General features: G+C 63.6%; 20 protein-coding genes and 1 tRNA gene. 8 read left to right on the top strand and 13 right to left on the bottom strand.

All coding sequences use genetic code 11. The features are described from left to right. Nucleotides 1–3 precede the first annotated feature (3 nt). The 5 genes from ISF28_RS09510 to ISF28_RS09490 form a co-directional block, all read right to left on the bottom strand. Nucleotides 4–1,053, bottom strand: coding sequence for a tyrosine-type recombinase/integrase (locus ISF28_RS09510; RefSeq protein ID WP_198116909.1), 1,050 nt, complete (start codon nucleotides 1,051–1,053; stop codon nucleotides 4–6). Then, nucleotides 1,050–1,829, bottom strand: coding sequence for a hypothetical protein (locus ISF28_RS09505; RefSeq protein WP_198116908.1), 780 nt, complete (start codon nucleotides 1,827–1,829; stop codon nucleotides 1,050–1,052). The genes ISF28_RS09510 and ISF28_RS09505 overlap by 4 nt, the downstream gene beginning before the upstream one ends. Further along, on the bottom strand, nucleotides 1,819–2,643 hold the full coding sequence (locus ISF28_RS09500; RefSeq protein WP_198116907.1) for a hypothetical protein: 825 nt from the start codon (nucleotides 2,641–2,643) through the stop codon (nucleotides 1,819–1,821). The genes ISF28_RS09505 and ISF28_RS09500 overlap by 11 nt, the downstream gene beginning before the upstream one ends. A gap of 67 nt (nucleotides 2,644–2,710) precedes the next feature. Beyond that, nucleotides 2,711–3,424: a hypothetical protein gene (locus tag ISF28_RS09495; protein WP_198116906.1), complete on the bottom strand. Its 714-nt coding sequence runs from the start codon at nucleotides 3,422–3,424 to the stop codon at nucleotides 2,711–2,713. Between the two features lie 91 nt (nucleotides 3,425–3,515). Further along, on the bottom strand, nucleotides 3,516–3,752 hold the full coding sequence (locus tag ISF28_RS09490) for a Cro/CI family transcriptional regulator (protein ID WP_198116905.1): 237 nt from the start codon (nucleotides 3,750–3,752) through the stop codon (nucleotides 3,516–3,518). Between the two features lie 139 nt (nucleotides 3,753–3,891). Between ISF28_RS09490 and ISF28_RS09485 the strand changes: the two genes are divergently transcribed. From ISF28_RS09485 to ISF28_RS09450, 8 genes are all read left to right on the top strand, one after another. Next, complete coding sequence (locus ISF28_RS09485; protein WP_198116904.1) at nucleotides 3,892–4,662, top strand: helix-turn-helix transcriptional regulator; 771 nt, start codon at nucleotides 3,892–3,894, stop codon at nucleotides 4,660–4,662. A 155-nt stretch (nucleotides 4,663–4,817) separates the two neighbouring features. Beyond that, nucleotides 4,818–5,639: a phage regulatory protein/antirepressor Ant gene (locus ISF28_RS09480; protein ID WP_198116903.1), complete on the top strand. Its 822-nt coding sequence runs from the start codon at nucleotides 4,818–4,820 to the stop codon at nucleotides 5,637–5,639. A 168-nt stretch (nucleotides 5,640–5,807) separates the two neighbouring features. After that, a complete protein-coding gene (locus ISF28_RS09475) occupies nucleotides 5,808–6,017 on the top strand; it encodes a hypothetical protein (RefSeq protein ID WP_198116902.1) in 210 nt (69 codons plus the stop codon). Nucleotides 6,018–6,060: 43 nt separating this feature from the next. Further along, nucleotides 6,061–6,906: a helix-turn-helix domain-containing protein gene (locus ISF28_RS09470; protein WP_198116901.1), complete on the top strand. Its 846-nt coding sequence runs from the start codon at nucleotides 6,061–6,063 to the stop codon at nucleotides 6,904–6,906. A 19-nt stretch (nucleotides 6,907–6,925) separates the two neighbouring features. After that, nucleotides 6,926–7,543, top strand: coding sequence for a hypothetical protein (locus tag ISF28_RS09465; protein ID WP_198116900.1), 618 nt, complete (start codon nucleotides 6,926–6,928; stop codon nucleotides 7,541–7,543). After that, nucleotides 7,540–7,947, top strand: a complete 408-nt coding sequence (locus tag ISF28_RS09460; protein ID WP_198117004.1) for a hypothetical protein — start codon at nucleotides 7,540–7,542, stop codon at nucleotides 7,945–7,947. Before ISF28_RS09465 ends, ISF28_RS09460 begins: the two co-directional genes overlap by 4 nt. Further along, on the top strand, nucleotides 7,853–8,257 hold the full coding sequence (locus ISF28_RS09455) for a helix-turn-helix domain-containing protein (protein WP_198116899.1): 405 nt from the start codon (nucleotides 7,853–7,855) through the stop codon (nucleotides 8,255–8,257). The genes ISF28_RS09460 and ISF28_RS09455 overlap by 95 nt, the downstream gene beginning before the upstream one ends. Next, on the top strand, nucleotides 8,202–8,426 hold the full coding sequence (locus ISF28_RS09450) for a helix-turn-helix transcriptional regulator (RefSeq protein WP_198116898.1): 225 nt from the start codon (nucleotides 8,202–8,204) through the stop codon (nucleotides 8,424–8,426). Before ISF28_RS09455 ends, ISF28_RS09450 begins: the two co-directional genes overlap by 56 nt. 104 nt (nucleotides 8,427–8,530) lie before the next feature. Here the strand turns inward: ISF28_RS09450 and ISF28_RS09445 are convergent. The 8 genes from ISF28_RS09445 to ISF28_RS09410 form a co-directional block, all read right to left on the bottom strand. Further along, nucleotides 8,531–8,607 (bottom strand) — tRNA-Pro (locus ISF28_RS09445). A gap of 68 nt (nucleotides 8,608–8,675) precedes the next feature. Next, nucleotides 8,676–10,571 carry an MFS transporter gene (locus tag ISF28_RS09440; RefSeq protein ID WP_198116897.1) on the bottom strand — a complete coding sequence of 632 codons (1,896 nt, stop codon included), beginning with the start codon at nucleotides 10,569–10,571 and terminating at the stop codon, nucleotides 8,676–8,678. 166 nt (nucleotides 10,572–10,737) lie between these two features. Beyond that, on the bottom strand, nucleotides 10,738–11,820 hold the full coding sequence (locus tag ISF28_RS09435) for an AbrB family transcriptional regulator (protein WP_229518964.1): 1,083 nt from the start codon (nucleotides 11,818–11,820) through the stop codon (nucleotides 10,738–10,740). Then, nucleotides 11,808–12,875: an ABC transporter ATP-binding protein gene (locus tag ISF28_RS09430; RefSeq protein WP_198116895.1), complete on the bottom strand. Its 1,068-nt coding sequence runs from the start codon at nucleotides 12,873–12,875 to the stop codon at nucleotides 11,808–11,810. Before ISF28_RS09430 ends, ISF28_RS09435 begins: the two co-directional genes overlap by 13 nt. A 21-nt stretch (nucleotides 12,876–12,896) precedes the next feature. Then, nucleotides 12,897–14,696, bottom strand: coding sequence for an ABC transporter permease (locus tag ISF28_RS09425; protein ID WP_198116998.1), 1,800 nt, complete (start codon nucleotides 14,694–14,696; stop codon nucleotides 12,897–12,899). A 76-nt stretch (nucleotides 14,697–14,772) separates the two neighbouring features. Continuing rightward, nucleotides 14,773–15,873, bottom strand: a complete 1,101-nt coding sequence (locus ISF28_RS09420) for an ABC transporter substrate-binding protein (protein ID WP_198116894.1) — start codon at nucleotides 15,871–15,873, stop codon at nucleotides 14,773–14,775. Nucleotides 15,874–15,892: 19 nt separating this feature from the next. Beyond that, nucleotides 15,893–16,855, bottom strand: coding sequence for a tripartite tricarboxylate transporter substrate binding protein (locus ISF28_RS09415; protein WP_198116893.1), 963 nt, complete (start codon nucleotides 16,853–16,855; stop codon nucleotides 15,893–15,895). A 24-nt stretch (nucleotides 16,856–16,879) separates the two neighbouring features. Continuing rightward, nucleotides 16,880–17,935 (bottom strand): porin, encoded by a 1,056-nt coding sequence (locus tag ISF28_RS09410; protein WP_198116892.1) that lies wholly within the window; start codon nucleotides 17,933–17,935, stop codon nucleotides 16,880–16,882. Nucleotides 17,936–17,976 lie beyond the last annotated feature (41 nt).

Below are 17,976 nucleotides of genomic sequence, written 5' to 3'. Positions count from 1 at the left end.
CATTCAAGTGCGATCAGCGCTTGAATTCGTCGCGCGAACAAGCCCTGCCCACGAGCTAATCTGCTCTTGGGCTCGCGCGGCCACGTCGAGGTTCTTCTCCAGATACGCCATGGTCGTCACATGGCTCTTATGGCGCATCACGCGCTGGATGGTCTGCACTGGCACGCCGGCCTCGGACAGCAGCGTCGCGAACGTGCCGCGCAAGCGGTGCGGCGTGATGCCGCGGACCGAACACGCCGCGTTCGCGGTGCGCATCGCCTGGCGGGCGAACCCTGGCGCGAATGCCTGCCCATCCTCCTTCGCGACGATCAGCCCATGCGACTGACGCCGCAGCTCAAGGTGCTCGCGCAGCCACGACGGCATCGGCACCGGCTCCGCTTCCCTGCCCTTCGTGATGCCCGGCGTGTAGGTCCCGCGCTGCCAGTCGATCCACTCCCAGCGCGCCGACGTCGACTCGCCCTCGCGCAGGCCCAGGCCGAACATCAAGCGTACTGCGGTGCCAATGGCCGGCGTGCGCTTCGTGGCACCGTCGACCGCATCGAACCATGCGCGGGCCACGTCGAGCGGCAGGATGGCACGCGGGCGTTTCTGGACCTTCAGCATGCTCACCCTCCAGGGGCAGCTCGCGATGGTCCCGCGCTTGACCGCCCACATCGTCAACAACTTGAGGATCCTGAGCCAGTGGTTGGCCGTCGCCGGCTTGCGGCCCTGCAGGTGCTGGTTGCGCGTCACCTCGACGTCGGCCGTCGTGATGCTGTCGATGCGTTTGCCGCCCAGGTCGTACATGTGCAGGCGCCGGAATGCCTCAACGGTTCGGATGTGCGCGGCGCTGGTCACCGGCCGATGCACCACGATCCACGAATGCGCCAGTTCGTCGAGTGTCGGCACAGGCTGGCCACCGTTGGCGCGCGTGACCGCGGCGTCATATTCCCGCTGGGCCAATTGCTCGGCCGCGCGCCGATTTTTCAGCCGTGTGCTGCGCTGGACTCGCTGCCCGACCACCTGAAAGCGGTAGTGCCAGACATCGCCGACCTTGAAGAGGTTCGCGCTCATCGCTTCCCCTGCCTTGTGGGAGCCAAGAGTTCACCGTAGCGGGCATCAGGATGCTGGCGCAGATAGGCTTGAACCCTCTCGTCCAGCGCGCGGCGACGCTCACGATCCGCATTCTCCTCCTCGACTAATCGCGCTTCGTGCAACCGCTCGGCTTTCGCTCGCGGATCCTCCAGTTGCGCCGCCGCTTCAAGAAGCTTTTGCAAGCCTACCGGCTTCTGGTCGGCTATCCCGGAGTCGTTCGGCAGGGCCAGATGCGGTTCCGGTGCCGGTAGAAGCCCCGCCGTTATTGCCCTCTGGACCGCGAGTTGGTGACGCTCTGCATCCCATCCGGCCGACACCGCCCAACTTACCGGCCTGTTGAGCGCGCGTGCTTCGTTCATCAGCCGCTTGTAGGCATCCTTGAACGCCATCCGCGCACCGATCTCGTCGCCAGTTGTCAGCAGCGGGCGGGCCACCGTGAACGCCTCAGCCATCTCGCTCGTCCACACGACCGTTTCACGCTCATCCTGGCTGGTTAGGGCCACGGCCCAAGCTTCGTTCTCGTCGGGCCGGCCGTCCTGCAGCTTGCACCTGGCGGCGATGCCGTTGGGGACTGGAGCGAAGTCCGGACGCTCGACGCGGTACGCCTCAAAGGCCATCTTGATCGTCGATGGCGGGAACGGCGCCAGTTGGCTGAACCAGATGTTGATTTCGGCCTTTTCGGGCAGCGGCTTGCCGTAGCCAGCCAATACTTCAGCCAGCAAAGCGGCGAACTGTGGTTTGTCCTCAGGACGCATGTTCGACCTCCTCCATGTCGACGTCGATCACGTCTGGATCAATGGCGGAAGTCGCGTCCTCGGCCATCAGTTCGGCCAGGATCCTGGCGTTCCGCTGCTCGATGCTTTCGGGGCCGGTGGCCTGCTTGCTCGCCAGGCCGATGAACTTATCGATGTGATCGGCATCACGAAAAATCAGGCCGAGACCGTTGTGCTTCTGCTGCCCGAGATACTCGCCTCGAGCCATATGGAAGTCCGATTTCGAACAGCCAAGAATAGCCTCGCACAGTTGGCGCGGTTCGTAGAGTTTGAGTGCGGTCTTGATCGCCTTCTTGCGCTTGTCGTCCAGTTGGGCGCGTGGCGAGACCATGATTTTTTGCCAGTACTCAAAAATCGTCTTCACGACATCGACGTCGTGCGACGCGCCGCGGCGCTCGACAAATTGATCCTCTCCCTTCCCTTCCTCTCCTTGATCCTTGATCCCCTCCTCCGACGACACTTCGCGAGGCTTCGCGAGGATTCGCGAGGATTCATCGAATGGCGGGATTTTCGACTTGCTCGGCTTGTCAATCTTCTGATGAATCAACCAGTTACAGATCTGCATGTAGGCTGCACCATCGATCTGGTAGCGCACAATGCACCCTTCGCGTTCGAGCTCGACCAGCCACCTCTCGACATCCTTTGCAGTGGTCAGCGCATGCCCGTCTTCACCGTCGTCATAGGGAAAAAGAAGACTCGCGAGCATTCGCGAATTCCCGCGAAGCCTCCCTTCATCATCGGCCAGCGTCCAAAGTTGAATGAACGTCAGCCGCGCATCTCGCGAGACGTTGCCCATGCTCTCCGACTGCGGGAGTTCAGGTTTGATAGAACGAATCCTGGCCATGCTGAATGTTCCTTGTTGATTACGAAGGTGTGCGCTCGATGACGCGGGAGCCCGAGGCGTCATGCAGTACCAGCGACGGCGCCTTGCGCTTCATCGTCCCGTCAGACTGGCGGTAGTAGGTCGGCACGCCGTGGAAGATTCCGCCAGGTGCGAAGGCCTCGTCGAAGATCTTTTCCGACGCTGCCCGCCCTTCAGGCGTCTTGAACATCACGCGCATGATCTCTGCGTTGACGGCGTTGAACAGCGGCCGGTCATTGAACTCATCGCCTCGGTACGCCGCCGAGTCCTCCACGCAGTACACGGCGATCAGATTGACCAAGCCGATATCTGGCTCGTCCAAGTCGGACCGGTCTGCAGGATTGCAGTTGAGTAGCTCAAGACGCTGGGCCATCGTGGTTTGAGCATCGATCCTCGGGGCCATATCAATGATGATGCGGCCCAGACCCTTCTGGCAGTCACGCCCCGACTGCCAGCACGCCTCAAGAGACTCGATGTGCTTTTGCATTGCGGACTGGCGGTGTTTATTGAACGGGGAGTCTCCCAGCATCTTTGCCTGTCGGCGAGCGCGCCGGAGCTGCGCCAACCTGTCGTTCGTGGTCTTGTAGTTCTCACGAACGAAGTGTCGAACGAGCGCGAATGAAGTGATTGCACGCCCATCGTCGCAGAAGGCGCCGTTAGCAACCGCCTGCAGTATGCGGGCGCCCATCCCTGTCGTTTGTTTGGTGGTCTGCATGGTTGTCCTATGGATGCGTCAAAATTTAGGCGTAAAGAGTCCCTGCGCCTGCCGGGTTAGCGGAGGCGTTTCAGGGGAAACGTTTGGTAAATTACGTCGCTTGGGTCGGCGCTATGACCAGTTCAACAATTCTCGGATCGACTAGTCTCGTTCGCGGGATCGAAAAGCACTGCTCAATCTGGGCAGCGCGTCGCAAAGGAACCCAGCCCTGTTCGATCCACTGGCTGATAGCCTGCTGCGAGACCCCTAAGTTCTTGGCCAACTTTTCTTGCGTACCAGCCTTCTTCACGGCCAATGCAATTCCGGACATATCTTGCTGCTCGTCCATTGCTCCTCCTTCCTCGTTGGACAGATAGTAACAAGTTGCGAGTAGTTGAGCAAGAAGATTATAAGATTTGATCAGAAGCACTTCTCGACAGTCGTGGTTTAGCTTATACTCCACAAACCACAACCAACTCATTGTACTCATGACGATAAAGAAACCTGTCGGCGATGCCATCCGTGAGGCACGGAATCGCAAAGGCATAAGTCAAGCTGAATTGGCGGGGATGCTAAGCGTCTCCCAAGCTGCAGTGGGACAATGGGAACGTGGCACAACACTGCCTCGCATCAAGTACATCCATTTGATGGCGAACCTGTTTGACGAATCATTTCGCTCAGATATAGAGTTCTCACCTAAGGATGAGTTGGCCGAGAGGAGCAGCAACTCCGAAGCTCCGCCCACATCTTCTGTTGTGCAACTTGACATGTTTTCTCCAGAGGAGATTAGGTCTCGCTTGCTCGTCGCAGAGCACATGGCTAAGGCGGGGGACTTCGACAAGACTCTTGCCCAGGCCCTGCAGCGGCTAGATCCCACACTTAAATCCCATGTAACGATAGGCGGAGGCTCTGATCTTAGCCAATGGGTTGTCGACTATGTTACTCAACGTACAATAATCGAGGTGAAGCATCCCGGCTCATATTATGGGATTGAGGCGCCCGTCACCATGGCACTCTTTCAGCAAGTCGTGCTTCGCTCCTTCCTGGGTCCAGGAAAGAATTACGTCGTTGTCGTTCGCCGACCGCTCCTCGGCCCCCTTCCCAGCCACGCTCTACCATCGTTTGAGCGAAGGCTCGCTAAGCTTACGGCGGAGGCAAATTTGGTTGGAGTCCGACTGCTTGTCGTCGATTCTGCAGAGGAGGCCGCTAAAGCGATTGCAGACTTAGAAGCGGCGTCAACTTCTCAAGAAACAAAATAGGGCCGTCATAGAGCCGCACCGAGCGCACTGATGTGCGCTTTATTTTTACCCGCGACGATAAGAAAAAATAAGCTAACGCGCGAAACTTATTGACAAGTGACTTATTGTGCTTATAGACTTATCTCAACTTGATGCAATACCTTGATGAGGCAACGATGAACGCACCACAGCAAGCAGTGCCTACCCTGACGTCGACCGGTCTGGTCATCGTCCACGGTGACGAGCTCGTAACGACAACGACGGCTATTGCTTCCGGCACCGCCAACACGCACGAGGCGGTCATCAAGCTGGTGCGCACCCATCAGAAGGACTTCGAGGAGTTTGGAAGGGTCCGATTTGAAATCGAACCCTTTGAGACTGCTGGTGGTCAGCAAAAACGCGAGATCGCGCTGCTGAACGAGGATCAGGCCACGCTGCTGATCACCTACATGCGAAACAACATGATCGTCCGGCAGTTCAAAATTGCTCTTGTTCGAGCTTTCTCGGAGATGCGCAAAGAGCTCGCCGCGCGTGCCATGTCGAACACGCCGAACTTCGATGATCCGATCGCCATGGCGGAGGCATGGATTGCAGCAAAGAAAGAGGAGCGCGCGCAATCGGCCCGGGCTGAGCAGCTCGAACATCAGGTTGCCGCACTGGCACCGGCCGCGGCAGCGCTGGAACGAATTGCCGACGTCGACGAAGCTTTCTGTATCACGGATGCGGCCAAACACCTGCAGATAGGCCCGCACAAGCTCCGCGATTTCCTGCTGCAGAAGAAGTGGATGTACCCCCGCACGGGCAAAGGCGGATACGTCGCCTATCAGCCGCAGATCCACTCCGGCAACTTGGTGCACAAGTACGGCAACTACCAGGATCCGGAAACCGGCGAGCGCAAACAAAGCGCCCAGGTTCTAGTCACCAGCAAGGGGATAACCAAGCTCGCGGAGATGCTCGGCACGCCGCAGCCCCAGCAGCAGGGTCGATTGATTCAGTAACCGACTGCGTACGAGTTTCGTCCGCAGTCCCGAAAACAACGAAGCCACCCGACGTCTTGCACGCGTCGGATGGCCCCTTACGCCCATAACCTTTTGGAGAAAACTATGGCGAATCGTAATAGTAGCACTGACGCAACGTCCAGCGCAACGGAGAGCTCCCGCAACGTATTGAGCCCGATCGAAGCCCGCGAGCGCGGCCGCGGAGATATCCGCATCGTCGAGAGCGTCGATTTTCATCTTACGGCCGACGAACGCCAACTGATCGCCAACTTCCGGTCGATGAAAGACTGCGCCCAGCAGATGATCGTTGACCTCGCCGCGCAGTACAGCTGCACCCTGCCGGCCGAGCCAGTGCGCTTGACGCTGGTATCCCGCTGATCGCGAGCCGAACCATCATAACAATCAACCTGAAGGACCGAACATGGGCACCAAAAAGACGACCAACACGAGTCGCATGGCCGACCTCTCAGCGCAGCGCGAGGCCAACGATACAGCAGCGCGCGCCGGCGCCATGCACCAGATGGCATCCCGTAGTGATGCGCGAATTCCCACATCACCCGTCGCCGCTAAAGCGGGAACGCAAGCGGTAAGCCACAACGCTCTCGACGCGACGACACATGGGATGATTATGCAATGTGTTGGCATGCTGCCCAAGATCGTGCGGCCGGACCCGGTGCCGATGCCTGAGTTCACGTTTGACCAGGCCGAGCTACAGCCAGGCGAACTCTACGCCGGAGTCGTGCGCGACGGCGGGATCTATCGCCATCTCATCCTACTGCCAGCTGAGGCCCACCAAGTGACCTGGCAGCAGGCGAAGACGTTCGCGGCCGCTGTCGGAGGCGAACTGCCGAACATCGATGATCACGACGTCCTCTGGCAGAACCTTCGCGACCAATTCACTGGTGAGGATGCGTTTTGGTCGAGCGAATGGCTGAATCGGCAGGAGGCGCTCTACCTCGACTTCTGCGACGAGCCTGTCCGCGACTGGGATTCGGTCGACAGTCCAAATCGCGCACGTGTTGTGCGCCGACTTTTCGCCGGCTTCGAGCCGTCCGTTGTCGTGAACTGGCCAACGCATATCAAAGCTGCGCGCGAAGCAGCTGGCGTAACGCGTGATCGGCTATCCGAACTGACCGGCGTACCGTTGGATGAGATCGTCAAGTGGGAGACAGGGCAGGAGCGCACCATTCAAGGCCCAGATCTGGCAAATGTGTGCTCAGTTCTCAATCTCGATGCCAACTGGCTCATGGGCGCCGATGATGAGTGAACGCAGCCAAGCTACTAACGTGAGCGACATGACGTTCGCAAGGGAGATGTGGCGCCACAGCGAAGCGGGCAACATTGAAGCCGCGAAAGACGTGCGCGCGCAATGGAAATACAGCAAGGGGAGCGAGGGATATGGTGAGCGAATCGGCGCACTTACCCCCAACGAGATTAGCGCATTCGCAGAAAAGCACATGCCGGACGCCATCGGTGACGTTACCGGTTTTGCTCGCGCCATCGAGCGCGCTGCACTGATCAAGGCCTATACCCTCCTGCCGGAACTGCGACAGGCCGAAGGGGCAAAGCACAACCGCCGATATTTTCGAAATGGTGTGTATTGGGGTCTCGCCACCTACAGCAACGCAATCAGGGTGCTCGCCATGGGGCAGACGCAGGACGAGGCTGGGGAGGTAGTACCTGAGAAGCCGGTTAAGCCACGCAAGAACGACGAGTTGGTCAGGCTCGAGAACGGGCCCGCAACTGAAGCCGCCCGCCTGCGGTTTGAGGCGCATGTCGGGCCACGTCAGTTTGATCTGACCCGCAAGGATCGCTCGTACATCAACCTCGTGACGGCATATGCGTGGATGGGCTGGCTTGCTCGTGACCAAGATCAAGGGTCGAACGGGGGCACGTCGAAATGAGTCAATCCGAGCAGAGCCACAACGTCGCCCTGCACATCAGCGATGCCGACTACGCCGCGATCGTGAAGCGCTACAAGGATGTCGGCGACGTACTAAACGCGAACATCATCCGTCGACAGTGGGCGGTGGCGCGTGCGGGCGGCGCCGGAGCGGTTGATGCCCATCCGGCCGCACCGCTGCCCCCGGCTGTGCAAGAGGTGCACGACGCACCTAAATCCGAAGGAGCGCCACAAACCTGCAGGAGCAGCAAAAATGCGCAGGTTACGCAGAAGACCGGCGCTGGTCCTGCGGCGGAATTGCGAGAGCAGAATGGAACAGAAACTGTACAAGGTGGCGACAGTCATGCAGCGGCTGGGCGTATGTCGCGCGACGATTTACCGCATGGCGAAGCGCGGCGACCTTGAGCTGGTGAGGATCGGCAGCGCGACACGTATCACGGGCTCCAGCATTGACCGGCTGATCGGCACGAGCACCCTGCTTCCGGCAGTAAGACCAGACGAGGAAGCGGCGCTGGTCACACAGTCCCGCGAAAGCGCAAAACCGCGAGGCCAGAGGTCAAGGTGCGAAAGCAAAGAGGATCTCGAAAGACGCATCGCAGCACTAGAACACGAAGTGGCAGCACTGCGCACGCTGATAACGAAATTTAAAGAGGCAACAGATGAATGCACCAAAACGTTTCCTGCGCCTGCCGGCCGTCATCGAACGGGTCGGTAAGTCGCGCACCGCGATCTATCGCGACATCCAGGGCGGCACGTTCCCCGCCCCGCTCCGGATTGGCGCGCGCTCGGTCGCCTGGGACTCCGACGCCATCGCGGAATGGCAGCAGAAGCAGATCAACGCGGCGGGCCAAGGTAACACGCAATCGAATGACACCCGGGCGTAGGGGGATAATTTGTAGGGGTAAAAACTGTAGGGGTAAATGTTGGGGTAATTCCGGCACCAAAGAAAAAGGCCAGCTGAGAAGCTGGCCTAACTCTATGATTCTATTGGTCGGGGCGAGAGGATTCGAACCTCCGACCGCGTGCACCCCATGCACGTACGCTACCAGGCTGCGCTACGCCCCGACTCGGGCCACAATTATAACAGAGGCAGACCGGATGACTAGCCCTTTTGTCATGAAGCATCATGGCAATTACTTCCAGTCTCCGCGCAAGGCCAGCACTTCCTCGTACAACCCTTCCGGCGTGACCTCCTGCGGCGGCACCGGCTGCCCGACGGCCAGCGCCAGGCGCGAGCGCAGCCCGCGCGCGAACGAGCGCTCGAACACGTTCGACGAGTCGCGCGAGAACACGCTGCCCCACAGCCCGCGCAGCGCCATCGGGATTACGGGCACATGGCTGCGTTCGACGATCTTGGCGATGCCGCCGCGGAATGCGTTCATCTCGCCCGTGCGCGTCAGTTTCCCTTCCGGGAAGATGCACACGAGTTCGCCCTCGTGCAGCGCCTGCGCGACGTCGACGAAGGCCTTCTCCATCAGCCACGGATCCTCGTGGGCCGGCGCGATCGGGATCGCTTTGCCGGTGCGGAAGATGAAGCCCAGCAGCGGCGTCCTGAAGATGCGGTGGTCCATCACGAAGCGGATCGGGCGCGGGCTCGCGGCCAGGATGACGATGGCGTCCACGTAGCTCACGTGGTTGCAGACGAGGACCGCGGCGCCCTCTTCCGGGATGCGTTCGACGTCCACGGTGGACACGCGGTGGATCGTGTGGATCAGCAGCCAGGCCAGGAAGCGCATCAGGAATTCCGGCACCAGCGAGAAGATGTAGACGGCGACGAGGGCGTTCAGCAGCGCCGTCGTCAGGAACATCTCGGGGATGCTGAAGCCGCGCTTGATGAGGAAGACGGCCACGCCGGCCGACGCCACCATGAACAGCGCATTCAGGATGTTCATGCCCGCGATGGTGCGCGAGACGTGGGCGGGGTCGCAGCGCGTCTGGATCAGCGCGAACAGCGGCACGATGAAGAAGCCGCCGAACACGCCCAGCAGCAGGATGTCGGCGAGGATGCGCAGCGTCCCGTGCTGCGCGAGCACGTCGACGAAATCGACGGGGGCCGTGTTGGTGTAGCCGAGGCTCGCGAAGTACAGGTCGATGCCGAACAGCGACAGGCCGATGGCGCCGAACGGCACGAGGCCGATTTCGACCTTGCGGCCCGAGAGCTTTTCGCACAGCAGCGAGCCGGCGCCGATCCCCAGCGAGAAGATCGTCAGCAGCAGCACGAACACGCTGTGGTCGCCGTGCAGGTAGTCCTTGGCGTACAGCGGGAATTGCGACAGCACGAGCGCGCCGTAGAACCAGAACCAGGAATTGCCCAGCATCGACAGGAACACCGTGCGGTTCTTGCGCGAGTAGCCGATGTTGCGCACGGATTCCGCGATGAAGTTCGCGCTGATCCTGAGCGTGGGCGCGGGCGCGGGCGACGTCGGGATGCGCCAGCTCGTGACGAGGCCCAGCACCGCGACCGCCAGCGTCCCGAACGCGACCAGGTGCACGCCGGCCGCGCCGTGGCCCGCAAGGATCGCGCCCATCACTTCGCCCAGCAGGATGCCGACGAAGGTGCCCATTTCGATGACGCCGTTGCCGCCCACGAGTTCTTCCGGTTTCAGGTGCTGCGGCAGGTAGGCGTATTTGACGGGGCCGAACAGCGTCGAGTGGACGCCCATGCCGGCGATGGCGGCGACGAGCAGCCACAGGGTGTGCGTGAGCCAGCCGGCGGCGGCGATGCCCATGATGACGATTTCCAGCACCTTGACGAAGCGCGCCAGCCGGCCCTTCTCGACCTTGTCCGCGATCTGGCCCGCGGTGGCGGAGAACACGACGTAAGGCAGGATGAAGAGGCCGGGGATCAGGTTGTTCAGCAGCGCGGCGGGCACCGTCGTCCAGGCCAGCGCGTCGTAGGTCAGCACGACGAGCAGCGCCGTCTTGAACAGGTTGTCGTTGAAGGCGCCCAGGAACTGGGTCCAGAAGAACGGGCCGAAGCGGCGCTGGGTCAGCAGGGCAAACTGGCTGGGGTGGTTCGGGTGGCTCATGCTCGTCGAAACGGATTGTGAACGAAGCGACAATCTACATCACAACTGGCGCATTGAACATACGAGGTTGCTGGGCGTGAATCAATGGTCGCGCATTCCGCTACCCGAAGGGACTGAATACGCGACCGCGCCGCATCGAGTCGCAGACCGCGTCACCCGCGCCGGGTCAGGCGACGCGGCTCCACGCCCGGTACAACGGGCCGATCGCGAGCACGACGACGACCATGCGCGCCACGTGGAACGCCGTCACGACGGGCACGCCCAGGTGCAGCACGCGGGCCGTCAACGCCATCTCCGCGATGCCGCCGGGCGACGTGGCCAGCACCATCGTCCCCGGATGCATGCCGGTGATGCCGGCCACGCCGAACGCGAACAGCCCGGCCAGCAGCAAGGTGACGAGCGTGCACGCGGCCACGCTGGCGAGATAGCGCGGCGCCGTGTGCACGAAGCGCGGCGTGAAACGCGTGCCGAGCGACACGCCGATGAACAGCTGGCCCGTGCGGATCATCCATTCCGGCAGCCGCGAAAGCTGCACGCCGGCCGCCGTCAGCATCAGCGCGACGATCAGCGGGCCGATCACCCAGGCGTTCGGCAGGCGCACGCGTTTCAGGACCAGCGCGGCGCCTGCCGTCAGCGCGATCAGCACGGCGAGGCCGGCGGCATCCACGCGCCCCGCCAGCGGCACGAACGTGTCGAGCCCATTGCCCCAGCCGTGCGCGGCGAGCCAGCGCACCACGAACGGGATGGTGCCGACCACCATCATGATGCGCAGGCTGTGCGCGGCCGCCACGCGTTCGACGACGGCGCCGTGGCGTTCGGCCTGCACGGCCATCTCGGATGCGCCGCCGACGGCCATCGCGAAGAACGCCGTCGCCTCGTCGCTGCCGGACAGCCGGCGCAGCAGCGCGCCGCCGAGCATGCCGAGGCAGACGGCGAACGAGACGGCCAGCAGGATCCAGCCGAGGTTACGGGCCAGCGCGGCCAGCACGGGCGCGCTGAAGTACAGGCCCAGCGCGGTGCCGATGGCCCACTGCCCCGCTTCGCGCGCCTGCACGGGCGCCGCCAGCCGCGCGCCCAGCATGCAGGCGAGCGCGGTGGAAAACAGCGGGCCGATCATCCACGGCAGCGGCGTGTCGAGGAAGATGCAGAGCTGCGCGGCCGTGAAGGCCAGCGCCAGCGCGGGCACGAACGTGCGCACGAGCGCACGCGGGAACGGCAACCGGACCGGGAGGCGGATCAGAACACCCAAAGCTTCTCGGCCGGCATCTCGAGCCAGTAATTGCCCGGGTCGACGCGGACCTTGGAGTAGGCGCGCACGCTCGCGTTGCCGTGCTTGAACAGGCATTCCCAGCGGTCGCCCAGGTACATGCACGTCGACAGCGGCAGCTTGATGCCGTTCTCCACCGGGTCGCGGCCGATGCGCACTTCTTCCACGCGGATCAGGGCCGTGCCCTCCGCGTCCGGCGCGCCGCTGCCGCGCGCCGTCGCGGTCAAAGCCATGCCTTCCACCTGCACGCGGGCAGCGTCGCCGTTGCGGGCCACGACGCGCGCCGGCAGGCGGTTGTTACTGCCCATGAACTCCGCGGTGAACAGCGTCTCCGGCGACTCGTACATCGTTTGCGGCGTGCCCTGCTGCTCGATCTTGCCGTTGTTGAGCAGGAGGATGCGGTCCGAGATCGCCATCGCCTCGGCCTGGTCGTGCGTGACCATCAGCGCCGACAGGCCCAGGCGCACGATCAGCTCGCGCAGGAACGCGCGCGCTTCCTCGCGCAGCTTGGCGTCGAGGTTCGACAGCGGTTCGTCGAGCAGGATCACGGGCGGGTTGTAGACGAGCGCCCGGGCGATCGCCACGCGCTGCTGCTGGCCGCCCGACAGTTGGTGCGGGAAACGTTCGCCCAGGTGGCCGAGGCCGAGCTGCGCGAGCACTTCGCGCACTTTCGGCTCGATGTCGCGCGCGGCCATCTTGCGCAGCTTGAGGCCGTAGGCGACGTTGTCGAACACGGTCTTGTGCGGCCACAGCGCGTACGACTGGAACACGAGTCCCAGGTTGCGCGCCTCGGCCGGCAGTTCCAGCTTGCTGCCGCCGTCGAACACGCGGCGCTCGCCGATGTCGATGGTGCCGGATTTCGGGCTTTCCAGGCCGGCGACGGCGCGCAGCAGCGTGGTCTTGCCGCTGCCCGAAGGGCCCAGCAGCGCCACGACCTCGCCGCGCTGCAGGTGCATCGACACGCCCCTCAGGATCGGGTTGGCGGTGGCGCCGTGGCCGTAGTCGAGGTGCAGGTCGTTGACGGTCAAAACGTTCATGATGTTTGTCTCGCGATTCTGTTAGTTATGAAGCTTGACGCCGAAGCGCAGCGCGATGCCCAGGCCGATGGCGACGAGCGTGATGTTGATGAACGAGAGCGCGGCCACGAGGTCCGTCGAGCCGCCGGCCCACAGCGACACGAGCATCGCGCCGATCACTTCGGTGCCGGGCGACAGCAGGTACACGCCGGTCGAGTATTCGCGCTCGAAAATCAGGAACACCATCAGCCAGGCGCCCAGCATGCCGAACTTGATGAGGGGGAGCGTCACGTCGCGCGTGACGCGGCCGCGGCTCGCGCCCACGGCCCGTGCCGCCTCTTCCAGTTCCGGGCCCACCTGCAGCAGCGACGTGGAGACGAGGCGCATGCCGTACGCGAGCCACACGACGGAGTACGCCAGCCACAGCGCGAAGATCGTCGAGCGCACCTGGCGCAGCAGCGGGATGGCGTGCTCCGACAGCCACATGGCCAGGCCGTTGTCCATGCCGCGCAGGATGCCGTCCAGCCAGCTCGGCACGAACAGGAACACCCACAGGAACGACAGGCCGGCGAGCAGGCCCGGCACGGCGCGCGGCACGAGCACGCTGTAGTCCAGCAGGCGCGTGATGCCGTCGGCCTTGCGGTGCATGGCCAGCGCGATCGCGGTGTAGCAGACGACGGCCAGCGCGCCGCCGATCACGCCGATCAGGATCGTGTTGACGATGCCGCGCACGAGCGAAGGCTGGTCGAAGATGTCGCGGAAGTGCTGCAGGGTGAGCACGTCGGCCAGCTTGACGCCCTCGCCCCAGTATTCGACGAAGGAGCGCAGCACGATGCCGGTCAGCGGCAGCACGATGGTGACGAGGATCCACGCGCCCAGCACGGCGAGCGCGGCCCACTTCCACTTGCCCAGCGCGAGCGGCTTCTGGCGCGCGCCCTTGCCCTTGATCGACACGTATTTGTTGGCCGACTTCAGGAGCCGGCGCTGCAGCATCACGAGCGGCATCGTCACGGCGACGAGGCACACGGCGACGGCCGCCATCAGGTGGTACGACGGCGTGCCCAGTTTGTTGGTCAGCTTGTACAGGTACGTCGCGAGCACGAGGTGGCCTTCCGGGTCGCCCAGCACGAGCACGAGGCCGAACACTTCGAAACCGAGGAAGAACACGAGGACGCCAGCGTACGCGAGGGCCGGCATGATCATCGGCAGCGACACGTTGAACATCACCTGCCACGGCGACGCGCCGGAAACGCGCGCCGCTTCCTCGACGTCGGAACCGAGGCTCTTCAACGCGGACGACGCATACAGGTACACGTGCGGCACGTGCGTAAGGCCGGCGATGACGACGATGCTGGCGAACGAGTAGACGTTCCACGGGACGAAGCCCACCAGGTCCTTCACCCACGTCGAGTAGAAGCCGACGGGGCCCATCGAGACGACGTAGCCGAAGCCCATCACCATCGGCGACACGAAGATCGGCACGAGCAGCAGCGGCGCGATCCAGCCGCGGCCCGGCAGGTCGGTGCGCACCATCAGGAAGGCGAGCATGCCGCCCAGCGGCACGGCGATGACGGCCAGGCCGGACGCCAGCAGCATGCCGTTCTTGAAGGCGAGCCAGAAGTCGGGGTCGTCGAAGATGAAGCGGAAGGCGTCCAGCCCGAGCATCTTGTCGGGCATGAAGAACGGCGCCGTCAGGAAGCTCTGGTAGAACACCAGGAACAGCGGCAGGAAAATGGCCACGCAGGTGAGCAGCACGACGAGGCCGCGCGTCCAGTTGAAGCGCGGTGCGCGCACGGCCGGCAGGCTGCCGGTGCCGTCGGCGCCCTTGGTGTCGAGTGGCATGGTTGAAGTTGGCATGGGATGTCCGATCGAATGAAGCCGGCGGGCGCGCGGCCCGCCGTGAGATGCCTGTTACCGATTACTTCTTGCCGGCCGTCGCCTTCCACTCGCGCAGGAACGGCATGCGGATGGTCGGATCCAGGTAGGCCGCCACGGCCGGGCTGACCGGCAGCGGCTTGACGTTCTTTTCGCCCACCAGCTTGATCAGGTCGCTCGACGTCGTTTCGCCCGTGACGTCGGTGCGGATCGCGAACAGCTTGGCGCCGTTGGCGACGACGGTCTGGCCGCGGTGCGACAGCATGTAGTCCGTCCACAGCTTGGCGGCGTTCGGGTGCTTGGCCGACTTGTTGATGAACTGGACGCGCGAAATGATCAAGGTGTAGTCCTTCGGCAGCACGACGCCCAGCGACGGGTCGGTCTTGGCGCGCACCAGCGCGTAGGAACCGAGCATGTTGTAGCCGATCAGGTTTTCGCCCGACGAGATGCGCTCCAGCATGGTGCCGGTCGAGGACTGCACGCGCACCCTGGCGGCGCCGAACGCCTGCTCCAGCTGCTTGTAGTGCGGGAAGTCGTGCTCGTCCTGGGCCATGAACATGAAGCCGACGCCGGATTTCTCGATGTCGTAGGTCGTCACCTTGTCCAGGAATTTCGGCTGCTGGATGATGCGCACGAAGTCGGCGTGGGTCTGCGGGACTTCCTCCGGTTTCAGCAGGCGCTTGTTGTAGACGAAGGCGGCCGGCTCGAACGTGGTGCCGTAGGCCATGTCCTTCCACACGGCCCAGCCGGGGATCCTGGCCGCTTCGATCGATTTGTATGGCATCGCGTAGCCGCCCGCGGCCAGCTTCATCTGCAGGTCCATCGCGGAGGACCACAGCACGTCGGCGGTGTCGCCGCCGGCCGCGCTCTCGGAAATGAAGCGGTTATAGACTTCGGTCGAGTTCATGTCGTTGTACTCGACGGTGATGTTCGGGTACAACACATTGAAATCCTTGATCAGCGGCGCCGCGGCCTTGCTGTCGGTGGCGCCGTAGATCACCAGCTTGCCTTCCTTCTTGGCGCCGTCGATCAGTTGCTGGTAGTTGGCGGGATAGCCGGCCGGGACCTGGGCCTGCGCTTGCGCGGCCAGGGCGAAGGCGGCGGCGGCGATTGCGGTGGCAACTGCGGTTTTGGTGAAATTCATGGTTGTCTCCTTGGTGTTGTCAGTGTTCGCGGACCAGGTTGAATTCACTGGCCTGTATCTTGTAGTCGATGATGGCTTGCTTCACCCAGTGCGTGAGGGCGTCGCCCGTGAGCGAGAACGGGTGCAGGCCGGCGGCCAGCCGCATCTGGGTGAATCCGGGCGTCGCCTGCACGCGGGCGAAGGCGTCGACCCAGCGGCGGTAGTCGGCATCCGGCACGTCGGGGCCCATCCACACGCCGCGGATGACGGGCCACACGATGTCGTAGCCCTGCTCGCGCGCCGTGGGCACGTTCGCCAGCACGCCGGGCAGGCGCCGTTCGGACAGCACGGCCAGCACGCGCACCTTGCCGGGACCGGCGTACAGCACCGCTTCCGACGCGTCGCCCGAAATCACCTGCACGTAGTTGGCGCTCATCGCCGTAAACGTCTCGCCGCCGCCCTCCAGCGCGACGAAGCGCAGGCGGCGCGGCTCGATGCCGGCGCGCTGTGCCAGCAGCGCGACCTTCATCCAGTCCTGGCTGCCGATGGTGCCGGACACGCCGATCAGCACCTGCCGCGGATCGCGCTTGATCGCCGCCATCAGTTCGGCGAGGCTGTGCCAGGGCGAATCGGCGCGCACCGCGACCATGCCGTAATCGACGCCGAGCGCCGCGACCCAGCGCACGTCGGCGGCCGTCGCCTTGCCGAACTTGCCCTCGGCGAGATTGAGCAGCGAACCGCCGGAGAACGCGACGAGGGTGTCGGGTTCGGCGCGCCGCTGCGACACGAGCGTGTGCCACGCGACGGCGCCGATCCCGCCCGGCAGGTAGGCCAGCTTGAGCTTCGTGTCCGGCATGGCCTTCTGGGCCAGCTTGCACGTCAGGTCCATGGCCCCGCCCGGCTTGGACGGGACCACGCATTCGGCGCCGGCGGATGTCGCCGATGCCGTCAGGGCCGCCGCGAACAGCAGCGCGGCGAACAGTTTGTCGATGGCGCCCGTCATGATGTCGCGGCCGCGGGTCGTGGATCAGAACCGGTACTGGATGCCGGTCGTGATGCCGGTCTGCGTCGACGCGAAGCCCTTGTCGTCGCGCGACAGGCCCACCAGCTGGCCGTGGTCGGCCTTGGCATGCGCCACCGACGCGTACAGCCAGATGTGCTTGGACAGCGAGTACATGGCGCGCGCCACGAGCATCGTCGGATCCGCGTCCTTCGCCGCCGGCACGTTCTTCGTGTTGATGTGGTAGACGGCGCCGGTCAGGGTCCACGGATAGACCAGGTAGGTGACGCCGCCCCAGTACGTATCGCCCTGCACGTCCGGCGTGGCGGCCTTGCCCGACTGGAGCTTGTAGCTGCGCATGGCGGCCATGTAGTGCCACGGGCCCGACTTGTAGGAGGCGCCCAGGTGGAACGCGGTCGTCTTGTCGCGGTTGCCGGTGGCGACGACCGTGCTGCCGTTGATTTGCTCGTACGACGCCATCAGGCCGACGCCGCTGCCGAACCAGGAACCGCCGACGGCGTACTTGCGGCCATCCGCGCTGTCGCCGGCCTGTTCGCCCAGGCCGACGGTGCCGCCGTATGTGAAGCCGCCGGTGTGGCCGGTGTACTTGACCAGGTTGTCGAACGCGGTCGTCATGCCGTACTTCGACGCGCCGGTGGCCGTGCCGGCCGTCGCCCACGAGTAGTTCGGCGCGAAGCCCATCGGGTCGAACTTGAGGACCAGGTCGTAGGTCGTAGTGAACGAACGGCCGATGATGACGCGGCCGAAACCGCCGTCGAGCCCCACATAGGCCTGGCGCTTGAACAGGTTGCCGTCCTGGGCGCCGGTGTCGAGCAGCACGCCGCCTTCGAGATTGAACACGGCTTTCAGGCCGTTGCCCAGGTCTTCGCTGCCGCGGAAGCCCCAGCGCGACGTGTTCTTGCCCCCCGAGATCACGTGCGTCAGGCTGCCGTCGTTGGGTCCCGCGTGGTTCAGGTATTCGACGCCGGCATCCATCAAGCCGTAGACCTGGACATTGGTCTGTGCGGATGCGTTCAGGGAAAGCGCTGCCAGGACGGCGAGCGCGAGGGCCGATTTCTTCATAGTGTCTCCGTTGTTGTGATTCAATGCGGTCGTTTGCCGCC

It is taken from the genome of Massilia rhizosphaerae (assembly GCF_016093545.1).
Classification (GTDB): Bacteria; Pseudomonadota; Gammaproteobacteria; order Burkholderiales; family Burkholderiaceae_D; genus Telluria; species Telluria rhizosphaerae.
The sequence above is the reverse complement of the archived record's forward strand: the minus strand, read 5'-3'. Positions and strand labels throughout refer to the sequence as shown.